Origin of the sequence: Pseudomonas sp. ADAK21, assembly GCF_012935735.1 — a bacterium.
Lineage (GTDB): Bacteria > Pseudomonadota > Gammaproteobacteria > Pseudomonadales > Pseudomonadaceae > Aquipseudomonas > Aquipseudomonas proteolytica.
On record NZ_CP052857.1, the window covers coordinates 5180044 to 5204666 of the forward strand.

19 protein-coding genes are annotated in these 24623 nt (G+C 62.6%); 5 read left to right on the top strand and 14 right to left on the bottom strand.

Features of this window, described 5'->3' with window-relative positions; all coding sequences use genetic code 11:
- Positions 1 to 20 precede the first annotated feature (20 nt).
- On the bottom strand, positions 21 to 929 hold the full coding sequence (locus tag HKK57_RS23330; protein WP_169390861.1) for a DMT family transporter: 909 nt from the start codon (positions 927 to 929) through the stop codon (positions 21 to 23).
- Between the two features lie 131 nt (positions 930 to 1060).
- Here HKK57_RS23330 and HKK57_RS23335 point away from each other — a divergent pair, with 131 nt between their 5' ends.
- The gene (locus HKK57_RS23335) at positions 1061 to 1504 is read left to right on the top strand and encodes an Lrp/AsnC family transcriptional regulator (protein ID WP_070994865.1); all 444 of its coding nucleotides are present in this window, start codon (positions 1061 to 1063) and stop codon (positions 1502 to 1504) included.
- A gap of 41 nt (positions 1505 to 1545) precedes the next feature.
- Here the strand turns inward: HKK57_RS23335 and HKK57_RS27185 are convergent, their stop codons facing one another.
- From HKK57_RS27185 to HKK57_RS23345, 3 genes are all read right to left on the bottom strand, one after another.
- Complete coding sequence (locus HKK57_RS27185; protein ID WP_256324310.1) at positions 1546 to 1677, bottom strand: hypothetical protein; 132 nt, start codon at positions 1675 to 1677, stop codon at positions 1546 to 1548.
- Positions 1678 to 1681: 4 nt separating this feature from the next.
- Entirely contained in the window at positions 1682 to 1900 is a 219-nt protein-coding gene (locus HKK57_RS23340) for a hypothetical protein (RefSeq protein ID WP_169390862.1), read from the bottom strand.
- 85 nt (positions 1901 to 1985) lie between these two features.
- Positions 1986 to 2531 carry a hypothetical protein gene (locus HKK57_RS23345; RefSeq protein ID WP_029299945.1) on the bottom strand — a complete coding sequence of 182 codons (546 nt, stop codon included), beginning with the start codon at positions 2529 to 2531 and terminating at the stop codon, positions 1986 to 1988.
- Positions 2532 to 2906: 375 nt separating this feature from the next.
- On the opposite strand from HKK57_RS23345, the gene HKK57_RS23350 reads away from it, so the two are divergent.
- The 3 genes from HKK57_RS23350 (at position 2907) to HKK57_RS23360 (ending at position 5908) form a co-directional block, all read left to right on the top strand.
- A complete protein-coding gene (locus HKK57_RS23350) occupies positions 2907 to 4316 on the top strand; it encodes a circularly permuted type 2 ATP-grasp protein (RefSeq protein ID WP_070994866.1) in 1410 nt (469 codons plus the stop codon).
- A 2-nt stretch (positions 4317 to 4318) separates the two neighbouring features.
- Complete coding sequence (locus HKK57_RS23355; protein WP_029299950.1) at positions 4319 to 5269, top strand: alpha-E domain-containing protein; 951 nt, start codon at positions 4319 to 4321, stop codon at positions 5267 to 5269.
- Positions 5270 to 5476: 207 nt separating this feature from the next.
- The gene (locus HKK57_RS23360) at positions 5477 to 5908 is read left to right on the top strand and encodes a nuclear transport factor 2 family protein (protein ID WP_169390863.1); all 432 of its coding nucleotides are present in this window, start codon (positions 5477 to 5479) and stop codon (positions 5906 to 5908) included.
- On the opposite strand, the gene HKK57_RS23365 is transcribed toward HKK57_RS23360, so the two are convergent.
- From HKK57_RS23365 to HKK57_RS23375, 3 genes are all read right to left on the bottom strand, one after another.
- On the bottom strand, positions 5905 to 6840 hold the full coding sequence (locus tag HKK57_RS23365) for an alpha/beta fold hydrolase (RefSeq protein ID WP_169390864.1): 936 nt from the start codon (positions 6838 to 6840) through the stop codon (positions 5905 to 5907). The two genes, HKK57_RS23360 and HKK57_RS23365, sit on opposite strands and share 4 nt — an antisense overlap.
- 80 nt (positions 6841 to 6920) lie before the next feature.
- The gene (locus HKK57_RS23370; RefSeq protein WP_070994868.1) at positions 6921 to 9173 is read right to left on the bottom strand and encodes an ATP-dependent DNA helicase; all 2253 of its coding nucleotides are present in this window, start codon (positions 9171 to 9173) and stop codon (positions 6921 to 6923) included.
- Entirely contained in the window at positions 9170 to 10819 is a 1650-nt protein-coding gene (locus HKK57_RS23375; protein WP_169390865.1) for a VRR-NUC domain-containing protein, read from the bottom strand. Before HKK57_RS23375 ends, HKK57_RS23370 begins: the two co-directional genes overlap by 4 nt.
- Positions 10820 to 11007: 188 nt before the next feature.
- Between HKK57_RS23375 and HKK57_RS23380 the strand changes: the two genes are divergently transcribed.
- Complete coding sequence (locus tag HKK57_RS23380; protein WP_029299958.1) at positions 11008 to 11232, top strand: YgdI/YgdR family lipoprotein; 225 nt, start codon at positions 11008 to 11010, stop codon at positions 11230 to 11232.
- 87 nt (positions 11233 to 11319) lie between these two features.
- Here the strand turns inward: HKK57_RS23380 and HKK57_RS23385 are convergent, their stop codons facing one another.
- The 7 genes from HKK57_RS23385 to HKK57_RS23415 all read right to left on the bottom strand — a co-directional run bounded on the left by HKK57_RS23385 (position 11320) and on the right by HKK57_RS23415 (position 24410).
- Positions 11320 to 13167 (bottom strand): polyurethane esterase, encoded by a 1848-nt coding sequence (locus HKK57_RS23385; protein ID WP_169390866.1) that lies wholly within the window; start codon positions 13165 to 13167, stop codon positions 11320 to 11322.
- A gap of 102 nt (positions 13168 to 13269) precedes the next feature.
- The gene (locus tag HKK57_RS23390) at positions 13270 to 16347 is read right to left on the bottom strand and encodes an autotransporter outer membrane beta-barrel domain-containing protein (protein ID WP_442962270.1); all 3078 of its coding nucleotides are present in this window, start codon (positions 16345 to 16347) and stop codon (positions 13270 to 13272) included.
- 115 nt (positions 16348 to 16462) lie between these two features.
- Positions 16463 to 19387 carry an autotransporter serine peptidase EprS gene (gene eprS / locus HKK57_RS23395; protein ID WP_169391244.1) on the bottom strand — a complete coding sequence of 975 codons (2925 nt, stop codon included), beginning with the start codon at positions 19385 to 19387 and terminating at the stop codon, positions 16463 to 16465.
- A 66-nt stretch (positions 19388 to 19453) separates the two neighbouring features.
- Positions 19454 to 20791 (bottom strand): TolC family outer membrane protein, encoded by a 1338-nt coding sequence (locus tag HKK57_RS23400; RefSeq protein WP_169390868.1) that lies wholly within the window; start codon positions 20789 to 20791, stop codon positions 19454 to 19456.
- 2 nt (positions 20792 to 20793) lie between these two features.
- A complete protein-coding gene (locus HKK57_RS23405; protein WP_029299967.1) occupies positions 20794 to 22116 on the bottom strand; it encodes an HlyD family type I secretion periplasmic adaptor subunit in 1323 nt (440 codons plus the stop codon).
- Positions 22113 to 23864 (bottom strand): type I secretion system permease/ATPase, encoded by a 1752-nt coding sequence (locus HKK57_RS23410; RefSeq protein ID WP_169390869.1) that lies wholly within the window; start codon positions 23862 to 23864, stop codon positions 22113 to 22115. Before HKK57_RS23410 ends, HKK57_RS23405 begins: the two co-directional genes overlap by 4 nt.
- A 177-nt stretch (positions 23865 to 24041) precedes the next feature.
- Positions 24042 to 24410 (bottom strand): AprI/Inh family metalloprotease inhibitor, encoded by a 369-nt coding sequence (locus tag HKK57_RS23415; RefSeq protein ID WP_154905912.1) that lies wholly within the window; start codon positions 24408 to 24410, stop codon positions 24042 to 24044.
- Between the last annotated feature and the right edge of the window lie 213 nt (positions 24411 to 24623).

Sequence of the window (24623 nt, forward strand, 5' to 3'; positions counted from 1 at the left end):
CATCGCCGGCAAGCCGGCTCCTACAAGGGGCGCCTGGATGTCGGCAGCTCGTGTTCAGCACGCCACCACCAACCCCGCTGCAACCCCGCCGCCGCCAGCAATATCGCCGCAACCCCCAACCACTGTGCCCAGCCCAAGCGATGCCCGTAGGCCATCCAGTCAACCAGGATCGCCGCAACCGGGTAGATGAACGACAGCGCCCCGGTCAATGCCGTCGGCAGTTTTTGAATCGCGCCATACAGCAGCACGTACATCAGGCCGGTATGCACCACGCCCAGCGTCAACAGCGCGGCCCAGGCATCGACGGGCGCCGATAGGCTTTGCCACGAGACCAGCGGCACCAGCAGCACCGCGCCGGTAGTCACTTGAATCAGTGCCAGTAGGTGCGGCGGCACGGCCTTCAGACGTTTGATGATCAGCGCAGCGACGGCATACAAAAACGCCGCGCCTATCGCCTGCACCACGCCCAACAGGTAATGATCACCACTGCCCTGCTGCTCGCCATGGGCACTGACGATCGCCAGCATGCCCACGAAAGCCACACTCAACCAGACGAGCTTCTGTGTGGTGATCTTTTCGCCAAGAAACAACGCCGCGAGCATCACCAGCATGAACGGCTGCACGTTATAGACCGCGGTGCTGATCGCAATGGAGGCCTTGGCGTAAGACGCAAACAGCAACAGCCAATTACCGACAATGGCCACGCCGCTCAACATCGCCCAGCCGAGTGTCGAGTAATTTAACCATCCGCCCCGCAAATACCCCAGCCGCCAGCACACCAGCAGCAGAGTCAGGCCGCCGATGACGCAACGCCAGAACACCACTTCGATGACCGGCACCCCAGACACCAGCACAAACCAGCCAATGGTGCCGGAAATCAGCATGGCGCCGACCATTTCCCATGAGCCGCGACGTATGGATGTGTCCATGATTTAGCTCCTCGAATGAGGCTAAATTATGGCAACCTGCGCCAATCAGGCTCCAGCGCCTGCAGAAGGTAAAAGGTGGTCCTTACCTATTCTTATTAGGCAATACAGCCAATCTGCTTAAGGAGCCCAGGATGATTGATGTTATCGACCAACAACTGATCGCCGCCCTGATGGACGACTCGCGCTGCTCGCTCAAGACCCTGGCGGGCATTACCGGCCTGTCCTCGCCCAGCGTGGGCGAACGTTTGCGACGCCTGGAGGAGCGCGGAGTCCTCAAGGGCTACACCGTGGATATCGACCCCAAGCACTTTGGCTATCTGTTGCAAGCCATCGTGCGCATCCGCCCCCTGCCCGGCCAGCTACAAGAGGTGGAACGGCAGATTCAGGCGATCCCGGAGTTTACCGAGTGCGACAAAGTCACTGGCGATGACTGCTTTATCGCCCGACTGCACGTACGCACCATGGACCAGTTGGATACCTTGCTCGACCGTCTCAACGCCTACGCCGAAACCAACACCGCCATCGTCAAGAAAACCCCGGTCAAGCGCCGGCTGCCGCCGTTAGCGGGCCAGTGATGCTCTGTTGATGGCTATCTCGCCCAGGCTGATGCCCTACGCTAAGCGTCAGCATCGCCTTCTTCAGCCAAATCATCCTGCTCGATCAGCGGCACCTGCGCATCGTCCATCAACGATCCCGGGTCTTCATTGCCCGGATCATTGATCGGCTCCTCTTCGGCTGGGGTATGCATCGCCCTAGCCACCCGGGGTATCAACGTCAGCGTCCGTTTCTGGCTTGGGCTCGCGCTCGGGCTTGAAGTCCGGGCTGTACTCGTTGTCCTTGGCGACCTCATCAGTCGCGGGTTGCGGGTCCTTGGGGGCCGTACCGGGAGCGGGTACTTTATGCGTGTTGTCATCGATGGCCGGATCATTCCTGCCACTGACTTGCGGGTCTTGACTGTGATTGGCGCTCATGGGGACCTCCTTCCAAGCTGATGTACAGTTAAGGCGCCACGGAGATGGGTGAAGTTCAGTTCAAACGAGCCGCGCTGATCAATGGTCACGACCCCGGATTATCCACCTGGATATAAAACGCAAACGCCGCCAGCAGCATCCAGAACACCGTGAACAACCACGGTGTACGCACCGAAAACAGTAATGACTTGCGATAGCCCTTGTGCGACGACTCGGTCTCGCAGAACAGCGGCGACTCATCGTAGGCCATGCCCATCACCGGTTCGCTGCGCAACAACTCGCTCTGCTTGAAGTGCCAGTGGTCAATGATGTCGTAGGCCGCGCGGATGCCAGGCCAGGCGTTGAGCGAGCTGAACACGCCGAGCATCGACAGCAGCAGCGGCACCACCAGGGTGAACAGCTTGCCCCACTCGGGGTTGAGGTTGCCCATGCAGGACACAAAGGCAATCACCAGGAACGACTGCGCGGTGAGGTAAGCATCGGTGCGGTTGGCAAGGATGGTGGTTTCGTATTGGATTTCCCGGCGGTAGAAATCCAGGCGGTCCTTGGGCGAGCCAAAGATCTTGGCATTGTGTTCGGTATGGTCAGTCAGCGCCGATTCGGGGCTATGGGGGGAAATGATCCGGGGCACGATCGGTGATCCTTACGGTGCGTAATCCCGTTAGAAGAACCGGTGATGCCCGAAGTTCAGGTCAATCAACTGCACCGTAATGGAGCATGGCGTATGCCTGGGGCGCACTGCACTTGCGCAGGCCGCTCCGATAACGGGCTTACACACTGTGTAATCCCTACAAACGCAGTTTCGGCACAGCCATTGCTTTACTCCTTAAATCCCCTGCCTGCCCAGGTGAACACAGGAGCAAACGTTACCCCCCGACTCAGAGCCGACTCCAAAAGAAAGTAAGGACAAGGTCCGTTGGCGCCAAAAGCCACGGGCTCATAACAATGCGTTTTCTAAAGCGGCAGTGCCTGCAACGTTTCACCCGGCACTGACAAGGTAATTGGAATGGCTCGATCTTTCTTTGATGAAATGAATGACGCAAATGGCGTGTGCCGTACGCACTATCAGGATTTTTCCCGCTGGCTGGCCAACACGCCGCCGGAACTGCTGGCCCAACGCCGTCGCGAGGCCGACCTGCTGTTCCACCGCGCCGGGATCACCTTCACCCTGTACGGCGACGAGCAAGACACCGAACGCCTGATTCCCTTCGATATCATCCCGCGCAGCATCCCCGCCAGTGAGTGGAGCGTGATCGAGCGCGGCTGTATCCAGCGGGTCAATGCGCTGAACATGTTCCTCGCCGATATCTACCACGACCAGCGCATTATCAAGGCCGGGATCATTCCCGCCGAGCAGGTGCTGGGCAATGAAGGCTATCAAAAAGCGATGGTCGGCCTGGACCTGCATCGCGATATCTATTCGCACATCTCCGGTGTCGACCTGGTGCGCGATGGCGACGGCACCTACTACGTGCTCGAAGACAATTTGCGCACACCCAGCGGTGTGAGCTATATGCTCGAAGACCGCAAAATGATGATGCGCCTGTTCCCTGAAGTGTTTGCCAAGCAGCGCATCGCGCCAGTGGATCACTACCCCAACCTGCTGCTCAAGACCCTGAAAAGCGCCAGTCGCCTGGACAACCCCAATGTCGTGGTGCTGACCCCGGGGCGCTTTAACAGTGCGTTCTTCGAGCACGCGTTCCTGGCCCGGGAAATGGGGGTGGAGCTGGTAGAAGGCGCCGACCTGTTCGTGCACGACCTCAAGGTGTTCATGCGCACCACCGACGGCCCCAAAGCAGTGGATGTGATCTACCGGCGCATCGACGATGCCTTCCTTGACCCGCTGGCCTTCAACCCGGAATCCATGCTCGGCGTTCCCGGCCTGGTAGCGGCCTACTGCGCTGGCAACGTGGTGCTGGCCAATGCCATCGGCACCGGCGTGGCCGACGACAAGTCTATCTACCCCTACGTGCCGGAGATGATCCGCTTCTATCTGGATGAAGAACCGGTGCTGCAGAACGTACCGACCTTCCAGTGCCGCAACCCCGCTGAGCTGTCCCACGTACTGGCGCACTTACCCGAACTGGTGGTCAAGGAAACCCAGGGCTCCGGCGGCTACGGCATGCTGGTGGGCCCGGCCGCCTCGGCCGCCGAGATCGAGGACTTCCGCCAACGCATCAAGGCCCGGCCCCACGCCTATATCGCCCAGCCGACCTTGAGCCTGTCCACCTGCCCGACTTTTGTCGAAAACGGCATCGCGCCACGGCATATCGACCTGCGGCCCTTTGTGCTGTCGGGCAAGGAGACCCGCCTGGTGCCGGGTGGGCTGACCCGGGTGGCGCTGCGCGAAGGCTCATTGATCGTCAACTCGTCGCAAGGCGGCGGAACCAAGGACACCTGGGTGGTGGAGGGCTGAGTATGCTGAGTAGAACCGCCGCAGATCTGTACTGGATGTCGCGCTACCTGGAACGCGCGGAAAACCTGGCGCGCATGCTGGAGGTCAGCTATTCGCTGTCGTTGATGCCCCAGGCCGGACGCAGTGATGGCCTGGACGAACTGGCGATGTCGCTGCTCAGCAGCGGCACCCTGGACAGCTATCTGGAACGCCATCAACAGCTGGACGCCGAGCGCATGCTGCACTTCTTCGCCCTCGACGAAGAAAATCCGGCCAGTATCTACAACTGCCTGCGCGCTGCCCGGGGCAATGCCCATGCGGTGCGTGGGCGGATCACCGCCGACATGTGGGAAAACCTCAACGCCACCTGGCTGGAAATGCGCAGCATCGCCGCCGGCGGCCTGGCACGCCATGGCATCAGCCATTTCTGCGACTGGGTCAAACAGCGCTCGCACCTGTTCCGTGGCGCCACCTCCGGCACCATCATGCGCAACGACGCCTATCGTTTTATCCGCCTGGGCACCTTTGTCGAACGCGCCGACAACACCTTGCGCCTGCTGGATGCGCGCTACGAGATGTTTGGCGAAGAGTCCGAGGAAGTCAGCGACCTGTCCGCCCGCGGCTACTACCAGTGGAGCGCCCTGCTCCGTGCCTTGTCGTCATTCGAGGCCTACACCGAGCTGTACCCCAATGCGCTGAACGCGCGTTCGGTGTCGGAGTTGCTGCTGCTACGCAGTGACGTACCGCGCTCGTTGCATGCGTGTATCGAAGAGTTGAGCCATATCCTCGCCGACCTGCCAGGTAGCTACGGCCGCACGGCCCAGCGCCTGGCTGCCGAATTCGAGGCGCGGCTGCGTTATACCGGTATCGACGAGATCCTGGAGGAAGGCCTGCACAGCCGGCTGACCGAATTCATCGACACCGTGCGCGAGCTGGCGCGGGCGATTCACAGTTCCTACCTGGAAGTGGTGTAAACCCTGCATAACACTGTAGGAGCGGGCTTGCCCGCGATAACGGTGGAACAGTCGGAAATTGATCATCTGACCCACCGCTATCGCGGGCAAGCCCGCTCCCACAGGTCTGGTGTTTGCTCCAGACATATAACTGTCAGTTTGGATCATTGATCCCACCTCACGGCTGCTCTTATGGTTGCTCAACACTCATAAGAACAGGTACAGACCATGTCCGAAGCTCTGCAATTATCCCCTGGGGCCGCCCATACCCTGAAGCGCTGGCACACCATGCTGGCCACTGCCGACCTCAAGGCCCTGCCCGAACTGCTGGCACCTGACGCGGTGTTTCGCTCGCCGATGGCCCACACCCCCTACCCCGGCGCCCCCGTCGTGTCGATGATCCTCAACACCGTGTTTACTGTGTTTGAGGACTTCCAATACCACCGAGAACTGGCCAGCGCCGACGGCCACAACGTGGTGCTGGAGTTCAGCGCGCGAGTGGGCGACAAACAGCTCAAGGGCATCGACCTGATCCGCTTCAACGAAGAGGGGCAAATCATCGAATTCGAAGTGATGGTCCGCCCCTTGAGCGGCCTCCAGGCCCTCGGTGAGGAAATGGGCCGACGCCTGGCACCGTTCCTGGCCAAGGCCAAGGGCTAACGCTGCAGGAACTCCAGCATCAGCGTGTTGACCTGCGCGCCCTGCTCCACCTGGATCCAGTGCCCGCAGTTGGCCAGCACCTGCTGCTCCAACTGCGGCACCACCTCGGGCATGCGCTTGAGCGTATGCGCCTCAAACACCCCCACCGGGTCGCGGTCGCCGATCAAAAACAGCGTCGGTTGCAACACCTGTCGGCCCGCCAGGAACTCGGTGCGCTGCCAATTGCGCTCGAAGTTGCGGTACCAGTTCAGCGGCCCGCGAAAGCCATTGGCAAAGGTCTGCACATAGATGTCCAGGTCGTGCTGGCTGCACCAGGCCGGCAAGGCGCTTGGCAGCGCGACACCGTCCAGCAAGGTGGCCGTGGCTGGCTTTTGCTGCAGGAATACATCCTGGTCCTGCATGAACAGACGCAAGGTGCGTTCGATATCGGCTTCCAGTTCCTGCTCCGCCACGCCGGGCTGCTGGAAGTAGAGGATGTAGTTGAACCGTTCGGCATACAGCTCACGCATGATCTCGATCACCGGCCTGCGGGAACGACCGGCGAACGGCACCGACATCGTGACCAGCGCGTTGATACGCGTAGGCTCCAGCAAGGCCAGGTGCCACGCCACCACCGCGCCCCAGTCATGGCCGACCATCGCTACCCGTTGATGGCCGAACAGGTCCATGGCCCCCTGGATATCCGCGCATAGGGTCAACAGGTCGTAGTCGGCAATCTCGGCGGGCGCGCTACTGCGCCCATAGCCCCGCATTTCAGGCACAAATACGCGATACCCGGCGGCGGCCAGCACGGGGATCTGTTGGCGCCAGGAGTGCCAGCATTCGGGAAAACCATGGAGCAGCCACACGGGTGGGCCACTCTCGGGGCCGGCGATATGCAGGCTCAATTGAATGCCATTGACCTGGATCGTCTGTTGTTCGATAGCACTCATCACGCAGCTCCATGGGGGGGACTGCTGCAGACTGCCCCACCGGCGCACCCCGCGCCAGCATCATTGACGGGGCAAATACCTCAGGTCACCGACCACCAGCGCGGTAGCAGCGGCCGCACCTTGGGTTCGGCAAAACGGTCATCGATCAGCATCACCACCCCCTGGTCCTGCTGGGTGCGAATCACCCGGCCTGCCGCCTGCACCACCTTCTGGATCCCGGGATACAGGTAGGTGTAGTCATAACCGGCACCGAACATCGCGCCCATGCGCAGTTTCATCTGCTCGTTGACCGGGTTGAGTTGCGCCAGGCCCAGTGTGGCGATAAAGGCCCCGATCAAGCGTGCGCCGGGCAAATCGATACCCTCGCCGAACGCCCCGCCCAGCACGGCAAAGCCCACGCCCCGGCTGTGCTGGGTGAACTGGTCGAGGAAGGCCTGGCGCTCGGCCTCGGCCATGCCCCGTGATTGATGCCAGGTTGGAATCGACGGATACCGCTCGGCCAGCAACTGCGCCACTTGCTGCTGGTAATCGAAGCTGCTGAAAAACGCCAGGTAGTTGCCCGGCGTACGCTCAAACTGCTCGGCGATCAACGCCACGATGGGGGCCAGGGACGCCTGGCGATGTACAAAGCGCGTGGAGATGCGGTCGATGATGTGCACCTGCAACTGCGCGGCATCGAAGGGCGATTCCACGTCCACCCACGCGGTGTCCGCCGGCAGGCCCAGCAGGTCGGCATAGTAATGCCGGGGGCTCAGGGTCGCGGAAAACAGCACGCTGCTGCGGGCCGCCGTCAAGCGTGGGCGGATAAATTCGGCCGGCACCACGTTCCGCAGGCTCAAGCGCGAGAAGCGACGCTTGGCCTGGGGGTCGCGCTGAGCGATATCAAAAATAAACTGCTCGTTGAACAGCTCCGCCACCTTGGCGAACTGCAACGCCTCGAAATAAAAGCCTTGCAGCTCGCCCGTGAGCGCCTGCGGGTGATCATTGAAATACTCGCCCATGGCGCTGGTACACAGGGCCAGGGCCTGCAACAGCTTGTCAGGCTTGCTGGCATAAGCCTGATACACCGTGACCTGCTCCTTGTGCAGCGCATTCCATTCACGGTTGAGCCGCTGCAACGGCTTTTTCAACGGCTCGGGGGCGGTATCGCGCAAGGTCTTGAGGGCAAATTGATCGAGGTCGGCGCTGTACATTGCGCGCCCCCGCTCCACCAGGTTATGGGCTTCGTCCACCAGCACCGCGACCCGCCATTGGTTGAGTTGGGCCAGGCCAAACAGCATCGCGCCAAAATCGAAGTAATAGTTGTAGTCGGCGACCACCATGTCGCACCAGCGCGCCATCTCCTGGCTCAGGTAATACGGGCATACACCGTGGGCGAGCGCAACCTCGCGCAGATTGCGTTGGTCCAGCAACCGGACCTTGGCTGCCGCCTCGCGCGCGGCCGGCAGGCGATCATAAAAGCCCTTGGCCAATGGGCAGGAGTCGCCGTGACAGGCCTTGTCCAGGTGTTCGCACGCCTTGTCCCGCGCCACCAACTCCAGTACGTGCAATGGCAGGTCGGCACTGGCGTGCAGTATCTGCACCGCGTCCAGCGCCAGCTTGCGGCCAGGGGTCTTGGCCGTCAGAAAGAACAGCTTGTCCAACTGCTGCGGCGCCATGGCCTTGAGCATCGGAAACACCGTGCCAATGGTCTTGCCGATCCCCGTGGGCGCCTGTGCCATCAGGCAGCGCCCGGTACTGACGGCCTTGTACACCGACTCGGCGAGGGTACGCTGGCCCAGACGAAAGGCCGCGTGAGGAAAAGCCAGAGCGGTGCTGGCGGCGTCGCGGGCCAGTCGCTGTTGCGCCTGCTGCTCGGCCCAGCCGAGAAACAACGCACACTGGCGATTGAAGAACGCCTCCAGGTCATCCGCCGCACACACCTGGCTGATCACGGTTTCGCGCTCGCTGACGATATCGAAATACACCAGCGCCAGCGCGATCTCAGGCAACCCCAGCTTGCTGCACATCAGCCAGCCATAGACCTTGGCCTGGGCCCAGTGCAGTTGCCGATGGTTGGCCGGTTGGGCATCCAGGTCGCCACGGTAGGTTTTGACCTCCTCCAGCACATTGCGATCCGGATCATAGCCATCGGCGCGGCCGCGTACGGTCAACTGCTGGTAGAGGCCTTCCAGCGCCACTTCACTCTGGTAGTGCGCGCTGCGGCGGGACGCCACGGTACGGTGGCCGAGCATGCCTTCCTGGGCACTGGGCGAGGGGGTAAACCGCAGATCGAGGTCACCCACCTTGGCCGTGAACTCGCACAATGCCCGTACAGCGACGGTGTAGCTCAAGCGCCCTGCTCCGCCCAGCGTACATAACACACGGTAACCGGCATCTGGTGCTCGCTGCAGAACTCCAGCCAGCGCAGTTGGTTGTCCTGCAGGCGGTCCCCCGGGCCTTTGACTTCGATCATGCGGTAGGTTTTTTGCGCGGGCCAGAACTGGATCAGGTCTGGCATGCCGGCGCGATTGGCGCGGATATCCAGCAACAGCCGGTCGAACCAGTGCCGCAGGTGCGCGGCAGGCAGGCAATCGAGCGCCTGCTCGAGCAGTGTTTCGCTCAATACATTCCAGAACACAAAGGGTGACTGGATCCCCCACTTTTCGGCGTAGCGCTGGCGGATCGTGGTTTTGTAGCGCTGGTCGTGCAACTGGTCGAGGCAGGCGGTGAACAGCTCGGCGCGGCGCTGCTGGAAGTCTTCACTGTGCAAATCCACCGGCCCACGCTGGAATGGGTGAAAGAACGAACCGGGCAACGGTGCGAAGATCGCCGGCCAGCACAGCAGGCCGAACAGCGAGTTGATCAGGGTGTTCTCGACGTAGTGCACCGGCCCCCCATCATCCCCCAGGTGCGCCTGCACGCAGAACTCAACGCTGGCCACCGGTTCCGGGAACGGCAGTTCCAGGTCCAGGCGCTGAATCACCTGGGGTTTGGGCTTGGGCAGCGCCGGCTCGCCCAGCTTGCGCCGCAACCGCGGCAGGACCCGCAACAGGTGTTGCTGCTCGGCCGCGCTTTGTGGCGCGGCCTGGGCCGCCTGGGCCAGGGCCATCGCCTGGGCGAAATCCTCCTGGCGCTCCAGCACCCGAATCAGCCGGGCGCGGGCGCCGGGGTAGGCACAATCGCGGTAGATCACCTCGGCCAGGGCCAGTTCGGCGAGCCGCTCGCAATGCTGGCCAACCTGGAACAGCAGCTTGGCCCGACGCTTCTCCAGCCAGGGGTTATCGGTGCTCAGCGTGGCAATCTGCGCCAGCACCTCTTCCAGCGGTTCGCCCGCCTCGAAGGCCTGCTGGCATTGATGCAGGAACAGCAGGCCATACACATCGTCACGATGGCGCAGCCCTCGGGACTCGGCACAGAACTCGACCTTTTCGTAGGTGTAGATCCCCAGGTCCGCCAGTACAAACTCCGACCAGTCCTGGTACAGGTTGCCGAAGAACATCAGGCGCAGGCGGTCACACAGGTCCATCACCGCCAGGCTGTAAAGACGCTCGTCCAACTGCGGGCACCACTGTGCGAACGTACGTGGCTCGGTGAACCGGCTCGATAAACCGGGCAGCCAATCGGATTTCTTGCCCCTGGGCTGCTCGATCCAGGGCTTGAACGCCTGCAGCGCCTCGCCTTTTTGCAACTGCCCCCACACCTCATCCAGGGACAGCAGGCCCTGCTCACTGACCCAGCCCAGGGCCAGCAATGGTTGCACGGCCTGGTCAGCCGGGCCAATCTCGAGGTAGTTGAGCTTGCTCGCACGAAAATGCACCCCTTTGCGCATCACCATGCGCACCAGCAACGCTTGGGCCGGTTGCGGCACTTGGCTGAACTGCGCAATGAAACGCTGTTCTTCATCATCCAGCACGTCGGCATAGCGCTGCCCGAGCCAGTCGAGCACTTGCTGGAAGTTATGCAGGTAGTAGAACGGGTCTTCGAGGGGGTTGGACATGACGGGCACTTGGGCAAACACTGGTTATGCATACAGAGTGCCGTCGCCGGGCCTGCCTTGCAATCGCTAATAGATCAGTGGCACACGCAACTTTTTGCATAAAAGTGATCAGATGGGGGTGGATCCGCGTAACATTTGTTGCCCGCAGCCGTTGAGCCCGGGGTTTTCGAAGGATGAGAGTAAAGGTTATGAACATGAAGAACTGGGGCCTGCCGCTGGCTGTACTGACGTTTCTGGCATTGGCCGGTTGCTCGACGCCGACCGTCGTGACCTTGCAGAACGGTACTCAGTACCTGACCACCGATGCGCCGAATGCCAATACGCCTGATGGTTTTTACGAATTCACCGACATCGCCGGCAAGCGCGTACGGGTCAAGGCGGCGGATGTCGCTACCGTCCGCAAGGAAAAATGACCAACCACTGTAGGAGCCGGCTTGCCGGCGATGGCGGCCTTGGAAGCAACCAAGAGCCTCATCGCTGGCGAGCCGGCTCCTACAGTTTCAGGTGATGACGAAGGCCTCTGCCGACAGGCTGCCAAGTCCCACTCCCACCAGCGTCACCGAATTATCGCCGAACGTCAGCAACGTATCGCTGCCCACTGCCTTGGCATGATCGAGGTAGTTGTACTGCCCGCCCACCCCCGCCACCCCCATGAACACCAACTTGTCCGTCGACTGGTAGCCCAGGATCCGGTCCTGGCCGAAGTCGCCGTCGAACAGGAAGGTATTGCGCCCGCCGCCCGCTTCGAGCAGGTCATTGCCCGCGCCCCCTACCAGCACATCGTTGCCTTTGCCGCCGATCAGGTGATCATCGCCCTGCAGCCCAAACAACCACTGCCCGCCATCGCCGGCCTTGAGCACATTGGCGCCGGCGTCGCCCTTGAGCGACGCGGCGTAGGCGGTCAGGTCCTTGCCCGCCAGCAGCCCCTTGTCGGTCACGCTGTGGGTCACGTTCTTGCTGAACAACAACAGATAGCTTTCCTTGCTCACTAGCGCGCCCATGTCGCGCGTCATGCTGATGCCGCCCTGGCCGTCGCGGATATACAGGGTACCTGCGCCATCGTTGGCCACCTCGACGTTTTTCAGCGACTGCTGCAAGTCCAGGGTATTGAACCCCGTGCCACCGAGCAGGATGTTGTAGCCACCGCCATCGCGGAACGTATCGTTGCCGGCACGTCCTTCCAGGTAGTCATTGCCGCGCCCGCCCTGGATCAGGTCGTTGCCGTCGCTGCCGATAATGAACGTGCTGCCCTGGTGGGCCTCGGCGTTGCGATTGAGGTCCTGCACCCAGGTAGTGGCACGCGCAGGGTCAGACAGGTTGGCGACGATGATCGTCGAATCGCGGCTGGTCAGGTCATAGAACTTCGACTCGAGGATGCGGCTCATGCCATCGCCATACCCCGTGGGTAAATGGGAAATCCACGTTGGCAGGTTGAGGATGGAAAACGGCAGGATGTTCCACAGCGTCGAGGCGTAATGGTCGTTGAAGCTTGCGATGTTATCGGCGCTGGAGGCGTGCGCTTGGTCGTGCACGCCCAGGGAAGACAGATTGAACGCCGAACCGTCGAGGGCGCGATAGACCGGGTCGTTTTCATAGCCGATGTTCAGCACCTTGTCGCCACTGCTCTGGGTTGGTGAGGCGTAGGCCACATAGTTGGCGTCCTGGTAGAACCCCGCCCAGGTGTGGTTGCTCAAGTCCGCCATGCTGTTGACCGCCAGGCCACCGAGGCTGTGGCCGCTGACCAGTACATCCTGGCCGCTCAGCCCCTGCGCGCTGGCATACGCGGCGACTTTGCCAAGCAAGGTGCCAAACGCCTCGCCCGCGTAGTTTTTTGCATAGTCCGCCGGCCCGAACGCGGCCAGTAAATCACTGATCACATCGCCAATAGAGTCGACAATCAGGTTCTCCCTGGGGCCGGATGTGCCACGGAAGGCGATGCCGATTTCCAGCAGCTTGCCGGCGTCATCGTATTTGCCCAGGACCTCGACCTGGGCACTGGTGTAGCCGGTTTTCTCGCCGAAGAAGGTGCCCCGCGCATCGACCTTGCCACCATAGTCCAGGGTGCTGGCGCTGATGGGCGTCCAGCCGGCCTTTTGCACGGCGTCCAGGGCGGCCTTTTCCGAGTCCGGGTTCCACGGGATACCGGGAATCACCCCCTGGGAGTCGCTGCTGCCCAGCAACGCCTGCACCAGGGTGGCCGGCAAACCCAGGCCGAAGCCGTTTTGCTGATACCCCACGGCAAAGCCGTTATCCAGGTTGTGGTAGGAATACAACGTGATCGCCATGGCGTCGGCGAACAGGGCTTTGGAGTCCTCAGTGGTTAGGTTTTTGTAGTCATAGACACCCATGGTATTGCCTCTCTTTTGTTGGAATTGTCGAGAAAGCTAAAAATCCTGAACATCACACCGCCCGCTGTAGGAGCCGGCAAGCCGGCGCCTACAGGGTAAAACTCAGAACGCCCAGTCGAGGCTCAAGCCCACGCCGTGGATTTTCTCCTTGCTGGCCAGCAGGCCGTTGTAGTCAAAGTTCAACCGAGCATCCTTGCTCAGCGCCAGGCTGGCCCGTGCGCCGACCAATGCGGCATCGCGCACCATCGGTGCGCTTTGCACGGCAAACGCGCTACTGCCTGAGGCAAACGCCAGGTGGCGCGCGGAATCGGTGGCGCTGAGGTTGTGCTGCCACCCCAGGGTCCCGGAAACGTCCAGAGCCTGATGGTCGGTGAGGTTGAAGGTCTTCAAGGCACGCACGCCGAGGGTGCTCAGGACCAGGTCGCGTGTGTCATCGCCGCCCTTGAGCGCCGCCGCGTCGCCTTTCTCGCTGAAGCCATCGCTGTCCAGGTGCACATAGGCCAGGTTGGCGAATGGCTCCAGCGCCAGCGGTTGCAGGTGCAGGCGATAAGCCGCTTCGGTGAAGAGCTGGGTGCTGCGGGCATCGACCTTGGCTTTCTGCTTGCCGGCGACTTCGCCGTATTGCAGCTCACGCTTTACATCGGCGCGATGCCAGCTGTAGGTCGCCCCGCCGCTCAGGCGCCAGGCGCCGATTTCGTGCCCGGCATAGGCGCCCAAGTGGTAGCTGTCCACCGATGCCCGCGAGTGGGTGCCATCGCCCATGTTCAGCGAGGTATCGCTGTAGCCGGCGACCAGCCCCAGGCGCGTGTCTTCATCCAGCGCACCGTCCACACCCGCGAGCAATCCGCCGATGGAAGTGGTGTAGCCCGCCGTGTCGCTGCTGCTGTCGGTTTTACCCCAGGCACCAAGGGCCTTGACCCAGACATTGCCGCGGGTGTCGATGGTCTGTGGCGAGGAGCCCATTTCGCCCTGCTGCAGGCGCTCGCCTACCGCTTCGCGCAGGTAGCGGTTGTCATTGACCAGGGCGGTTTCCAGGGCCGGGTAGATTTCCCCCGACAACTGTTGGAACGCCCCTTGCGCCGAAGCCGCACTCGGCGCCAACAGCAGGCTTTCATACACGCCATTACCCGCGCCCAGTTGTTCGGCAGCGCCCGCCACGGCACGCTGGTTATCGGTCAATGCCACGCTGGCGAAGCTGTTGGCCGTGCGTGCGACATCCAGTTGCACACCGTTGGCGCCATAGTTCAGGTTGCCGCCCACAAACAGGTAGTTGGGCAGTACCTGCGCGAAGCTACCGGTGACGCCCCCTGCCGCCTGCAGGATGGTGTACTGGCGGCCGATCAGGCTTTGCGCCTCGGGCTGGCTGAGCAGTGTCGGGCTGTTCTCCAGGGCCAGGGTCACAGTGCCGCCGTTGAGGGTGGCCTTGCCGCCGGCGACGATGCGGTCACTGCTGCTGTTCGACAGCTCTACCGCATAGGTGGACCCGGCGTCGAAGTTGAGATCCCCGGCCACGTTCAACGTACCAATGGAGTTGCCCGGCGCTACCGTACCGCCGTTTTTCGCGTGCAGCGCGCCGATGCTGCCGGAGCCGCCCAACACGCCGCTGTTGCTCACCGTGACCTGGGATACCAGCGAGCCATTGACCGCCAGCAGGCCCTGATTGACCAGGGTCGGCCCGCTGTAGGTATTGCTGCCGGTCAGCACCAGCGTGCCGATGCCTTGCTTGGTCAGGCCGCCATGACCGGAAATGTCGTTGCTCCATACATCCCGCCCGCAGTGCAGATCGTCGCATACACGCTCGGTGGGCTTGCCGGCGTCGACCACCGCCCCTACCCCCGGCAAGTCCGCGACAAACTGGCCGCTGCCGTAGCCGCCCTCGACGCGGAACTCGGCCGGGATGTCCTCGGCGGTGACCAACATGCCCGGCCCGCTGACCGCCTTGCCCAGGTTGATCATGCCCCAGCCGTACAGCGCGTCGATGCCCGGTGCACCGAGGTCGGTGGCGGTGGTCTTGAGCAGCGTGGAGATCTGCTCGCCACTCATATACGGGAAACGCTCCATCAAGACGGCGGCGGCGCCTGCCACGTGGGGAGCGGCCATGGAGGTGCCGTTTTTATTGTTCCAGCCCAGGGTCATGTTATCGACCGTGGTGCCCACCATCACCGAGCTGTAGATCGCCGTGCCCGGTGCTGACACACAGAAACTGGCGGCATAGCCGCAACGGGACGAGAAGGTGCTGATCACATAAGGGTTGGGGCTGTTGGTGTCCGGGTTGCGTTGCAGTGCGGCCACCGACAGCCAATTGGGCGTGATCTCGGGTACGAAGTAAGCCAGGCCGGAAATCGCATCAGGGTTGTTCAGGTTGTAGTCGTTGCCGGCCGCGAAGATCGTCAGCACCCCGCTGCGCGCCGCGTTGATCGCCCCGGTGTAGGCGCCACCTGGCGCGGTACCCAGCAACGGCTTGATCTGGTCGAACTGGGCCTGCGCGTCGCTCAGGTCAAAATGCGCGAACGCAGGGTCTTTGCCGCCCTTGGCAAACTGCTCGCCAATGCCGATCCCCCAGCTGTTATTGATGATGCGTGCGCCATTGGCCACCAGGCTGTCCCAGCCGGCCTGGTACACCGCACCGTCGTTGCCCAGGATGATGCCGTCTTCGGGGCCCGGGTCGCCGTTCTCGGCACTGAGGATCTGCGCGTTATAGGCCACGCCGTGCATCGGCCCGCCGTTGCGGTCGCCAGCCGCGATGCCACCGACATGGGTGCCGTGGTCGCCCAGCTTGCCGTTGGAGCCCTGGGACGGTGTACCGTCATAGCGGAACGGGTCACCGGCCTTCACCGGGATATAGGGGTCGGTGTATTGGCGGATCCCCTCAGTGACCAGGGTCTGTACCTTGCCCGGGCTGGAGAACTCGGGATGCTGGGCATATACCGGCTGATCGAAAATCCCCAGCTTCACGCCCTTGCCACTGTAACCGGCGGCATACGCCACATCGGCATTGACCGCCCCCAGGCCCCAATCGGCCTTGAACTCATTGCTGCGCCAACTGGCGGCATCCCCCAGTTTGCCGGCTTCCACGTAGGGTGCGGCCTGGGCGGTACCCAGGCTGGCCAGGCAACACAGCAACGCGCCGTATGGCACGCGACTCAAGGCTTTGAGCGGGTAGCCCGGGCCTGTTGGGATGGCGGAGTGAAACCCTCGTTGTTTTGCGTTCACGGTGACCTTCCTTAGTTTTGTTGCGTTTGTTGTTCTTATTCACCCGCCAGCAAGAGCCGGCGTACCGGCTCCTGCCGCAAGTTTAGAATTGCCAGTCGAGGCTCAGGCCCACCCCTTGGTTGCTCTCCTTCGAGCCCAGTTGGCCGCTGTAATCAAGGTTGACCCGGGTGGAGTCACTCAATGCCAGGCTGGCTTTCAAGCCCACCAGCGCGGCGTCGCGCTGCAACGGTGTGCTGCGCACGGCAAACGAGGGGCCGCCAGCGACAAAGGCCAGATGTTCCTCGGACTCAACCGGCGTAAGGCTGTGCTGCCAGCCCAGGGAACCGGAGAGTTCCACTTGCTGCTGGTCATTCAGAGGCAGGGTTTTGAGCGCGCGCAGGCCCAGGGTGCCGAGGGTCGTGTCACGTCGATCACTGCCGCGTTGCAAGGCAGCGCCATCACCTTTTTCATGCAATCGCTCGCTGTCCAGGTGCACGTAGGCCAGGTTGGCGAACGGTTCCAGGGCCAGGGCTTGCAGGTCCAGGCGGTAGGCCGCCTCGGTGAACACCTGAAGGCTGCGCGCATCCAGTTTGGTTTTTTGCTTGGCGCTGACGTCACCGTATTGCAGGTCGCGCTGCACATCGCCGCGATGCCAGCTATAGGCTCCGCCCAGACTCACGCGCCAGTTGCCCAGTTCACGCCCGGCGTAGGTGCCCAGGTGATAGCTGTCGATATCGGCCGACGAATGCGTGCCATCCCCCATGTTCAGCGAACTGTCGCTATAGCCCGCCATCACACCCACACGGGTCTGCTCGTCCCACTGGCCATCGACGCCCAGCAACATCCCGCCGATAGAGCGGGTGTAACCGGCATATTCGCTTTGGCTGTCGGCCTTGCCCCAGGCGCCGAGGGCCTTGATCCACAGGTTGCTTTCGCCCGTCACAGGCACATGGCGCAGGCGTTCACCGACGGCATCGCGTACATGGCGGCTGTCGTTGATCAGCATGGCGCCCACCGCCGGGTAGATCTCGCCAGATAACTGCTGGAAGGCCTGGCGGGCAACCCCGCTGGAGTCGCTGCTCAGCACGCTTTCATACACGGGGTTGCCAGCGCCCAGTTGCTCGGCCGCAGCGGCCACGGCGCGCTGGTTACGGGTTGCGGCGACGCTGGCAAAGCTTGCGTCATTGCGCGCGATAGCCAGTTGCACGCCGTTGCCGCTGTAGTCGAGGTCGCCACCGAGGAACAGGTAGTTGGGCAATACCGCACCAAAACTGCCGGTGACCCCGCCCGCCGCCTGCAGGATGGTGTACTGACGGCCGATCAGGCTTTGCGCCTGGGGCTGGCTGAGCAGTGTCGGGCTGTTTTCCAGGGCCAGGGTCACGGTGCCGCCGTTGAGGCTGGCCTTGCCGCCGGCGACGATGCGGTCGCTGCTGGCGTTCGACAGCTCCACTGCATAGGTGGAACCGGCGTCGAAGCTCACATCCCCGCTCACATTCAAGGTGCCGATGGAATTGCCCGGCGCAACCACACTGCCGCTGTTGGCCTGCAACGCGCCAATGCGCCCGGAACCACCCAAGGTCCCGCCATTGTTGACCGTGACCTGCGATGCCAGCGAACCATCGACCTTCAACACCCCACCATTGACCGTGGTCGGGCCGCGATAGGTGCTGTCGCCGCTGAGCACCAGGCTACCGGCGCCGGACTTGATCAGGCTGCCTTGGTAAATGCGCTGGGCCGCTGCCGCATCCCGGGCCATGCCCACGGCGTAGTCAGTCTGTTCCTGCTGGCTGGCGCCGGCGCCGATGCCATTTTCCCAGCCTTTGTCCTGCAAGGTCTGTTGCCAGGCCAGGTGCTCGGCGCTGTCTTCGGCCTGGCGCTGCAGCAGCGCCTTGTCGGAGATGCCATTGCTCCATACATCGCCCTGCCCGGCCGCCAGATTGACGTCCATGGCGCCCAGCAACTGTCCCGGCCCATGCATCGCCCGGCCAAGGTCCGGCACGCCCCAGCCGATCTTGGCGCTCGGCGCATCGGTCAGTGAACCGTCCAGTTGCGTGGCCGTTGTCAGCAACACCTGCAAGGCTTGCTCGTTGTTCAGGTACGGGTAGCGTTCCATCACCAGGGCCAAGGCCCCCGTGGCATGGGGCGCCGACATCGAGGTGCCGGACTTGACCGCATAACCGCCGCCGGGAACGGTGCTGTCGATCTTCGCGCCGGGGGTGGAGACGCACCAATACTTGGCGATGCCGCACTGGTTGTACTTCTGGTTATTGGCCTGGTCCAGGCCCGACACCGCCAGCCAGTGGCCTTCCAGCGCTGGCTCAAAGTACGGCAAGGCCGAGCGCACGCTGGCGTTGGCATAGCCACTGTTACCGGCGCTGAACACATTGATCACCCCGGCTCGCGCCACATCGGCGGCGGCGTCCAGCCAGGTGCCCTGGTTGAAGTGCTGGGCATAGGCTGCGTGCAGGTCATTCAAGGTCTGGTAGCTGACATCCTTGGGCTGGCTGCCCCAGCTGTTGTTGATCGCGCTCACCCCGGCATCGACCATGGCGCTGTACACCGCCTTGAAGTACTTAGGGTCAGGCGTCGGGCCAAACAGAAAGCTGTCGTTGGCGTTGGTGTTGCCCACATAGAGCTGCGCGTTGTAGGCCACGCCGTGCATGCCGGTGCCGTCACGCGCAGCGGCCATGGTGCCGGTGACATGGGTGCCGTGGGAGTCGTTGTTGGGGTTCAGCGCACCGGTAGTGGAGAACGGGCTGCCATCCACATAGGTGCCGTTGGCGGTCACCGGGTGGAAGCGCGCCGGGGAGGCTTCCGGGTGGCTGGCATCGAAGCCCGAGTCCAGGGCGCCGATCTTCACCCCGGCCCCGCTGATCTCCGCGGCGTAAGCCTGATCGGCTTGCAGGCGGCCCAGGCCCCAGTCCCGTTGATACTCCGCCGAGCGCCAACTGGCAGGGTCGCCCAGCTTGCCGGTCTCCACATAGGGCGCGGCCTGGGCGGCGCCCAGGCTGGCCAGCCCACATAGCATGACGCAGTGATAGCCTCGTTGTTTCGCGTTCACGGTGACCGTCCTCACTTTTATTGTGTTTTTTATTCAGCGCGCGCCTGGGCCGAAGGCTTCGTCGACCTTGGCCAGGTCGGTGTCACGCAGATTGCCCGCGTAGTAGTGCAACTTCGTCCAGGCCATCAGGTAGTCGTAGCGGGCCTGGGCCAGGTCGCGACGGGTGCTGTACAACTGCTGTTCGGCGTTGAGGGCATCCAGGTTGACCCGCTCGCCACCGAGGATGCTCTGCTTGGTCGACACCACCAGCGCCTCGGCGGAGACCAAGGCCTTTTGATAGGCCCGCAGTTTGCTCACCCCCGACAGGCAGGCGCTGAACTGGCGACGCAACTCGATCAGGGTTTCGCGGGTCTTGCCCTCCAGTTCGTACTCGGCCTGCTCCATGGAGCGGGCGGCCTGGCGGGTGGACGCCGAGACGCCGCCCCCGGCATACAGCGGCACGCTGACTTCAATACCGATGGTGTTGGTGTCGTAGCGCTGGTTGTAGGTGTTACCGCTGTCGGACTCTTGCTGGCGCGAGCTGGCGTACGCGGTGATCCGCGGCAAGTGCCCGGCGCGGTTGCGCTCCACCTCATAACGCGCCACTTCCACGGCCTGGCGCTGGGAAGCCAGGGTCGGGTTGTTGGTGATTGCCAATTCGTGCCAGCTGTCGTAGTTGGCCGGCGCCAGGGTGAAAGCGGCAAAGTTCTGATTCAACGGTGCCAGGTCGGCAATATCGACACTCTGTACGCCGAGCAACGCCCCCAGCTCGCGCAGTGACGCGTCCTGCTCGTCGAGCGCCTGGATCTCCTCGGCGGTCGCCAGTTCATAACGGGATTCGGCCTCCAGGATGTCGGTGCGCGTGCCCTCGCCCTGCTGGAACAGATGCTGGTTCTGCTGGAACTGTTGCTCGTAGGCTTTCTTTTTTGCCCGGGCGATATCGATCTGGTCCTGGGCGAACAGGGCCTGGGTGTAATACGTCAGCACCCGCACCAACAGCGCCTGGCTCTTGTCGCGGAAACTCTCGTCGGCAAACAGCGCCTGGGCCACGCCCTTGCGGTAGTTGGCATAGGCTTCGTAGTCGAACAGCGGCTGTTGCAGGGTGAAGGTCGAGCCGAAGCTGTTGTAGTTGCGGTCGTCGTGATAGTGGCCGCCACGGCCATCGGGCAGGTTGGCCTGGGAGTTGTTGCGGCCCTTGTTGTAGTTGTACGACAGCCGCGGCAACAGGCCGGCGCGGCCAATGGTGCGGTTTTCCAGGCCGGCGTCACGCTCCTTGATTGCGCCGAGGAACACCGGATCGTTACGCAGGGCCTGTTCATACACATCGAACGGGCCCATGGCGGCCTGGGCGCTGCTGCAGGCGAGGAGCAAGGCGATGAATACGGGCTTCATGCTCATTCCTCGGTCAACGCCGAGCCGGCCCGGTCGAGCAGCGGCTTGAACAGGTAGTTGAGCAGCGAGCGCTCGCCGGTACGCACAAACATCTCGGCGGGCATGCCTGGCTTGATCACCAGGCCCTGGAGTTTTTCCAGGGAGGCATCGCTGACGGTGGTGCGCAGCACGTAATACGGCGCGCCGGTTTTTTCGTCGAGCAACTGGTCGGCGGAGATCAGGCTCACTTCTCCCGGCACCCGAGGCGTGCGGCTCTGGTTGAAGGCGGTGAACAGGATATCTACCGGCAGATGGCTGCCGACCTTGTCCACCAGGTTCACCGGCAAACGCCCCTCCACTTCCAGGCGCGTGTCCTGGGGCACGATTTCCAGCAGGGTTTCCCCGGCCCGCACCACCGCCCCCTCGGTATGCACCCCGAGGTTCACCGCAATGCCATCGGCCGGCGCGTTGATTTCACTGTGTTGCAGGTCAAAGCCGGCGGAGGTCAACTGCTGCTCCAGGGTCACGCTGCGCAGCTGTGCGTCGGCCAGTTGGCTGCGCACTTCCTTCTGGTACTCCTCGCTGTGCTGTTGCAACTTGAGGCGCGATTCGAGGATGCCTTGCTCGATACGCCCACTTTCACCGGTGTTCTGCGCCAGGTCCTGCTGCACCTGGGACAGTTGGCGCTGGTACTCCAGCAGGCGATTGCGCGGGATATAGCCGTTGTCGGCCAAGGGTTGCAGGTTGGCCAGTTGATCACGCAGCGATTGCGCCTGGGCGCTCAGGTCAGTGCGGGCGCGGCGCATGCCGTTGAGTTGGGCGCTGGCGCCTTCAATGCTGGCGCGGATCCCCGATTGCTCGCGGGCAAAGGCATCACGCCGGCTGCTGAACAGCTGACGCTGGCCTTCAAGTACCAGGGCCAGCGCAGGATCGGCGGCGCTACTCAGTTCAGCGGGAAAGACCACCGCCGGTAAGTTATCGCGCTCGCTCTGCCAGCGGGCGACGCTGGCCCAGGCCATGCGGTATTGCGCTTGCAGGGAGTGCACGTCGGCCTGGCTTTGGGTCTGGTCGAGACGAAACAGCGGCTGGCCCTGTTTGACCACCTCGCCTTCGCGCACCAGAATCCGGCTGACCACGCCGGGGCTCAGGGTTTGCACGGCCTTGCGCTTGCCAGACACCACCACCGTGCCCTGTACAGGAATGCCCTGGTCCAGGGGCGCCAGGCTGGCCCAGAGGAAGAACCCTCCGGCGCCGACCACCGTCATTACCCAACCCAGGCGGGCGAAAAAGCGCGCATCGCGCTCGGGGAAGATCTGTTCGTTTGGCAGGCTGTTATCGGTGCTCATTGGCCAGGATTCCTTGCCGCAGGATATTGACGGCTGAGGCTGACGCCGGCCTTTTCACGGGGTTGTTCCGCTTGCCCGGACAGCGCCCGCAGCACCTCCTGGCTGGGGCCGAATGCTTGCAGGCGGCCTTCGTTGAGTACCAGCAGCTTGTCGGCCTGGGCCAGCGCCGAAGAGCGGTGGGTGACCAGGATCACGCTGCTGCCCTGGGCTTTCATCTGCATGATGGCGCTGGCCAAAGCCGCCTCGCCCACGGTGTCGAGGTTGGAATTGGGCTCGTCGAGCACGATCAGGCGCGGCCCGCCATACAGCGCGCGCGCCAGGGCCACCCGTTGTTTCTGCCCTCCGGACAAACCGCTGCCGTCGTCGCCCAACACCGTGTCGTAGCCCTGGGGCAGGCGCAGGATCAGGTCGTGCACCCCGGCTTGCTGGGCGGCCTGTACCACCCGCTCCGGGTCTGCCTGGCGAAAACGCGCAATGTTGTCGGCGATGCTGCCGCTGAACAGCTCGATGTCCTGGGGCAAGTAACCGACGTGCGGACCAAGGTCGTCGCGGTCCCAGCGATGGATATCGGCGCCGTCCAGGCGCACCGTGCCGGCCAGGGTCGGCCACACGCCCACCAGCACGCGCGCCAAGGTCGATTTGCCGGACCCGGACGCCCCCAATACCCCCAACACTTCACCGGCCGCGAGGTTGAAACTGACCTGGTGCAAAGTGGCCACCCGCCGCCCCGGAGGGCCGGCGCTGACCTGCTCGAAACTCACCTGGCCCTTGGGCGCCGGCAACGCCATGGCCTGCGCCCCCGGCGGGAACTCCTGCAACAGCTCATCGAGGCGCTGGTAGGCCAGCTTGGCCGAGCTCCATTGCTTCCACACCGCGATCAACTGGTCGATCGGGCTGAGCACCCGCCCCATCAGAATGGTCCCGGCGATCATCATCCCGGCGGTCATCTGGCCCTTGATCACCAACAAGGCACCGAGCCCCAGCACCAGCGATTGCAGGAGCAGGCGCAAGGACTTGCTCAGGGAGCTGATCACCGAACCGGTGTCGCTGGCCTGGTTCTGCAAGCCGAGAAACCGCGAATGCACCTGGAACCAACGAGCGCGCAGCGCCCCCAGCATGCCCATGGCCTGGATGGTCTCGGCGTTGTGCAAGTGGCTGGTGGCCAATTGGGTGGACTGTTGCGAGTAGCCGCTGGCTTCGCGCAACGGTTTTTTGGTCAGGTATTCGTTCAAGCATGCCAGAGCGATCAACAGCACGGCCCCAGCCGTGGCCAACACCCCAAGCCACACGTTGAACAGGAAGATCACCAGCAAGTAGATGGGGAACCACGGCGCATCGAAGAACGCAAACAACGCCGGCCCGGTGAGGAACTGGCGGATATGGGTCAAGTCGCCCAAGGATTGCCCGGCGTGGCCTTCGCCCCGTTGCAGGTTGCGCTCGAAGGCGGCCTTGTACACCTGCAGGTTGAACCGGCGCTCCAATTGGCTGCCGATGCGGATCACGATAAAGCTGCGCACCACTTCCAGGGTGCCGATGAAGGCAAAGAACCCCACCACCATCAGGGTCAACATCACCAAGGTGGTTTCGTTCTGCGATGACAGGACCCGGTCATAGACTTGCAGCATATAAATGGACGGCACCAGCATCAGCAAATTGATCAGCGCAGTGAAACAACCGACGCTGATCAGGATACTTTTATAATCGCCGAGGGCTTTAAACAGTGGTGCAGTGGGAGTGGTCTTCGCCATGTCGCCTGATCTTCCCTGGACTGAAATACGTGCGATAGTCTGCCGAGCGCCCCACTAAAGGGGGCGGGCAACTATTTATAAGGTGTTTAATACGTTGGAAGTGACAGGTTGAGATAGGTCACGCCCAGTAAATACCCCTATATCCGGCGGTTATAAATCTATAACCGCATGACTTTATTATTGTGTACGTTGCAGTAACAGCTCCAACCCAGTAGCAGAACGCGCGGTATATTCGCCTTCTTTCTGCCGGTTCAAATGGGTTATTCCGGTGCCCTCGGCATTCATCAGCCAGATACCATCCGGAGTGGGCAGCCAGGTCAGGGGTGTTTGCCCCAGCCACTGCTGCACACAATCAATGTCACCGGCCAGGCTGTTGGGTTGAGCGATCAGATCCAGCTTGCACACCTGCTCTTGCTGGCGCAGTTGCCAGTGCCCGGCCAGTTGGGCGGTGCTGGGTAAAACAGGAATCCTTGCCATTGCGTTGGCTCCTACCGACACGAGCAACGCCGGGATCAACCAGGCGATTGCGTTACGAAAAATAGTCATCAACAGTACCCGGTTTGTGGTGAGCAGCACTTGTTGTTGTGGGGGGTTGCTGTGGCGAGCGGGCTTGGCCGGGAGCTGAAAAATGGGACTGCTGCGCAGTCCAACGGGGGACAAGCCCCCTCGCCACGACAAGCTCCACCACCAAAGCAAACGTTTACCAAAGTAAGCCCCTACCACAACAAGCAAGCCCCACTCACCACAGGTCCTACGCCT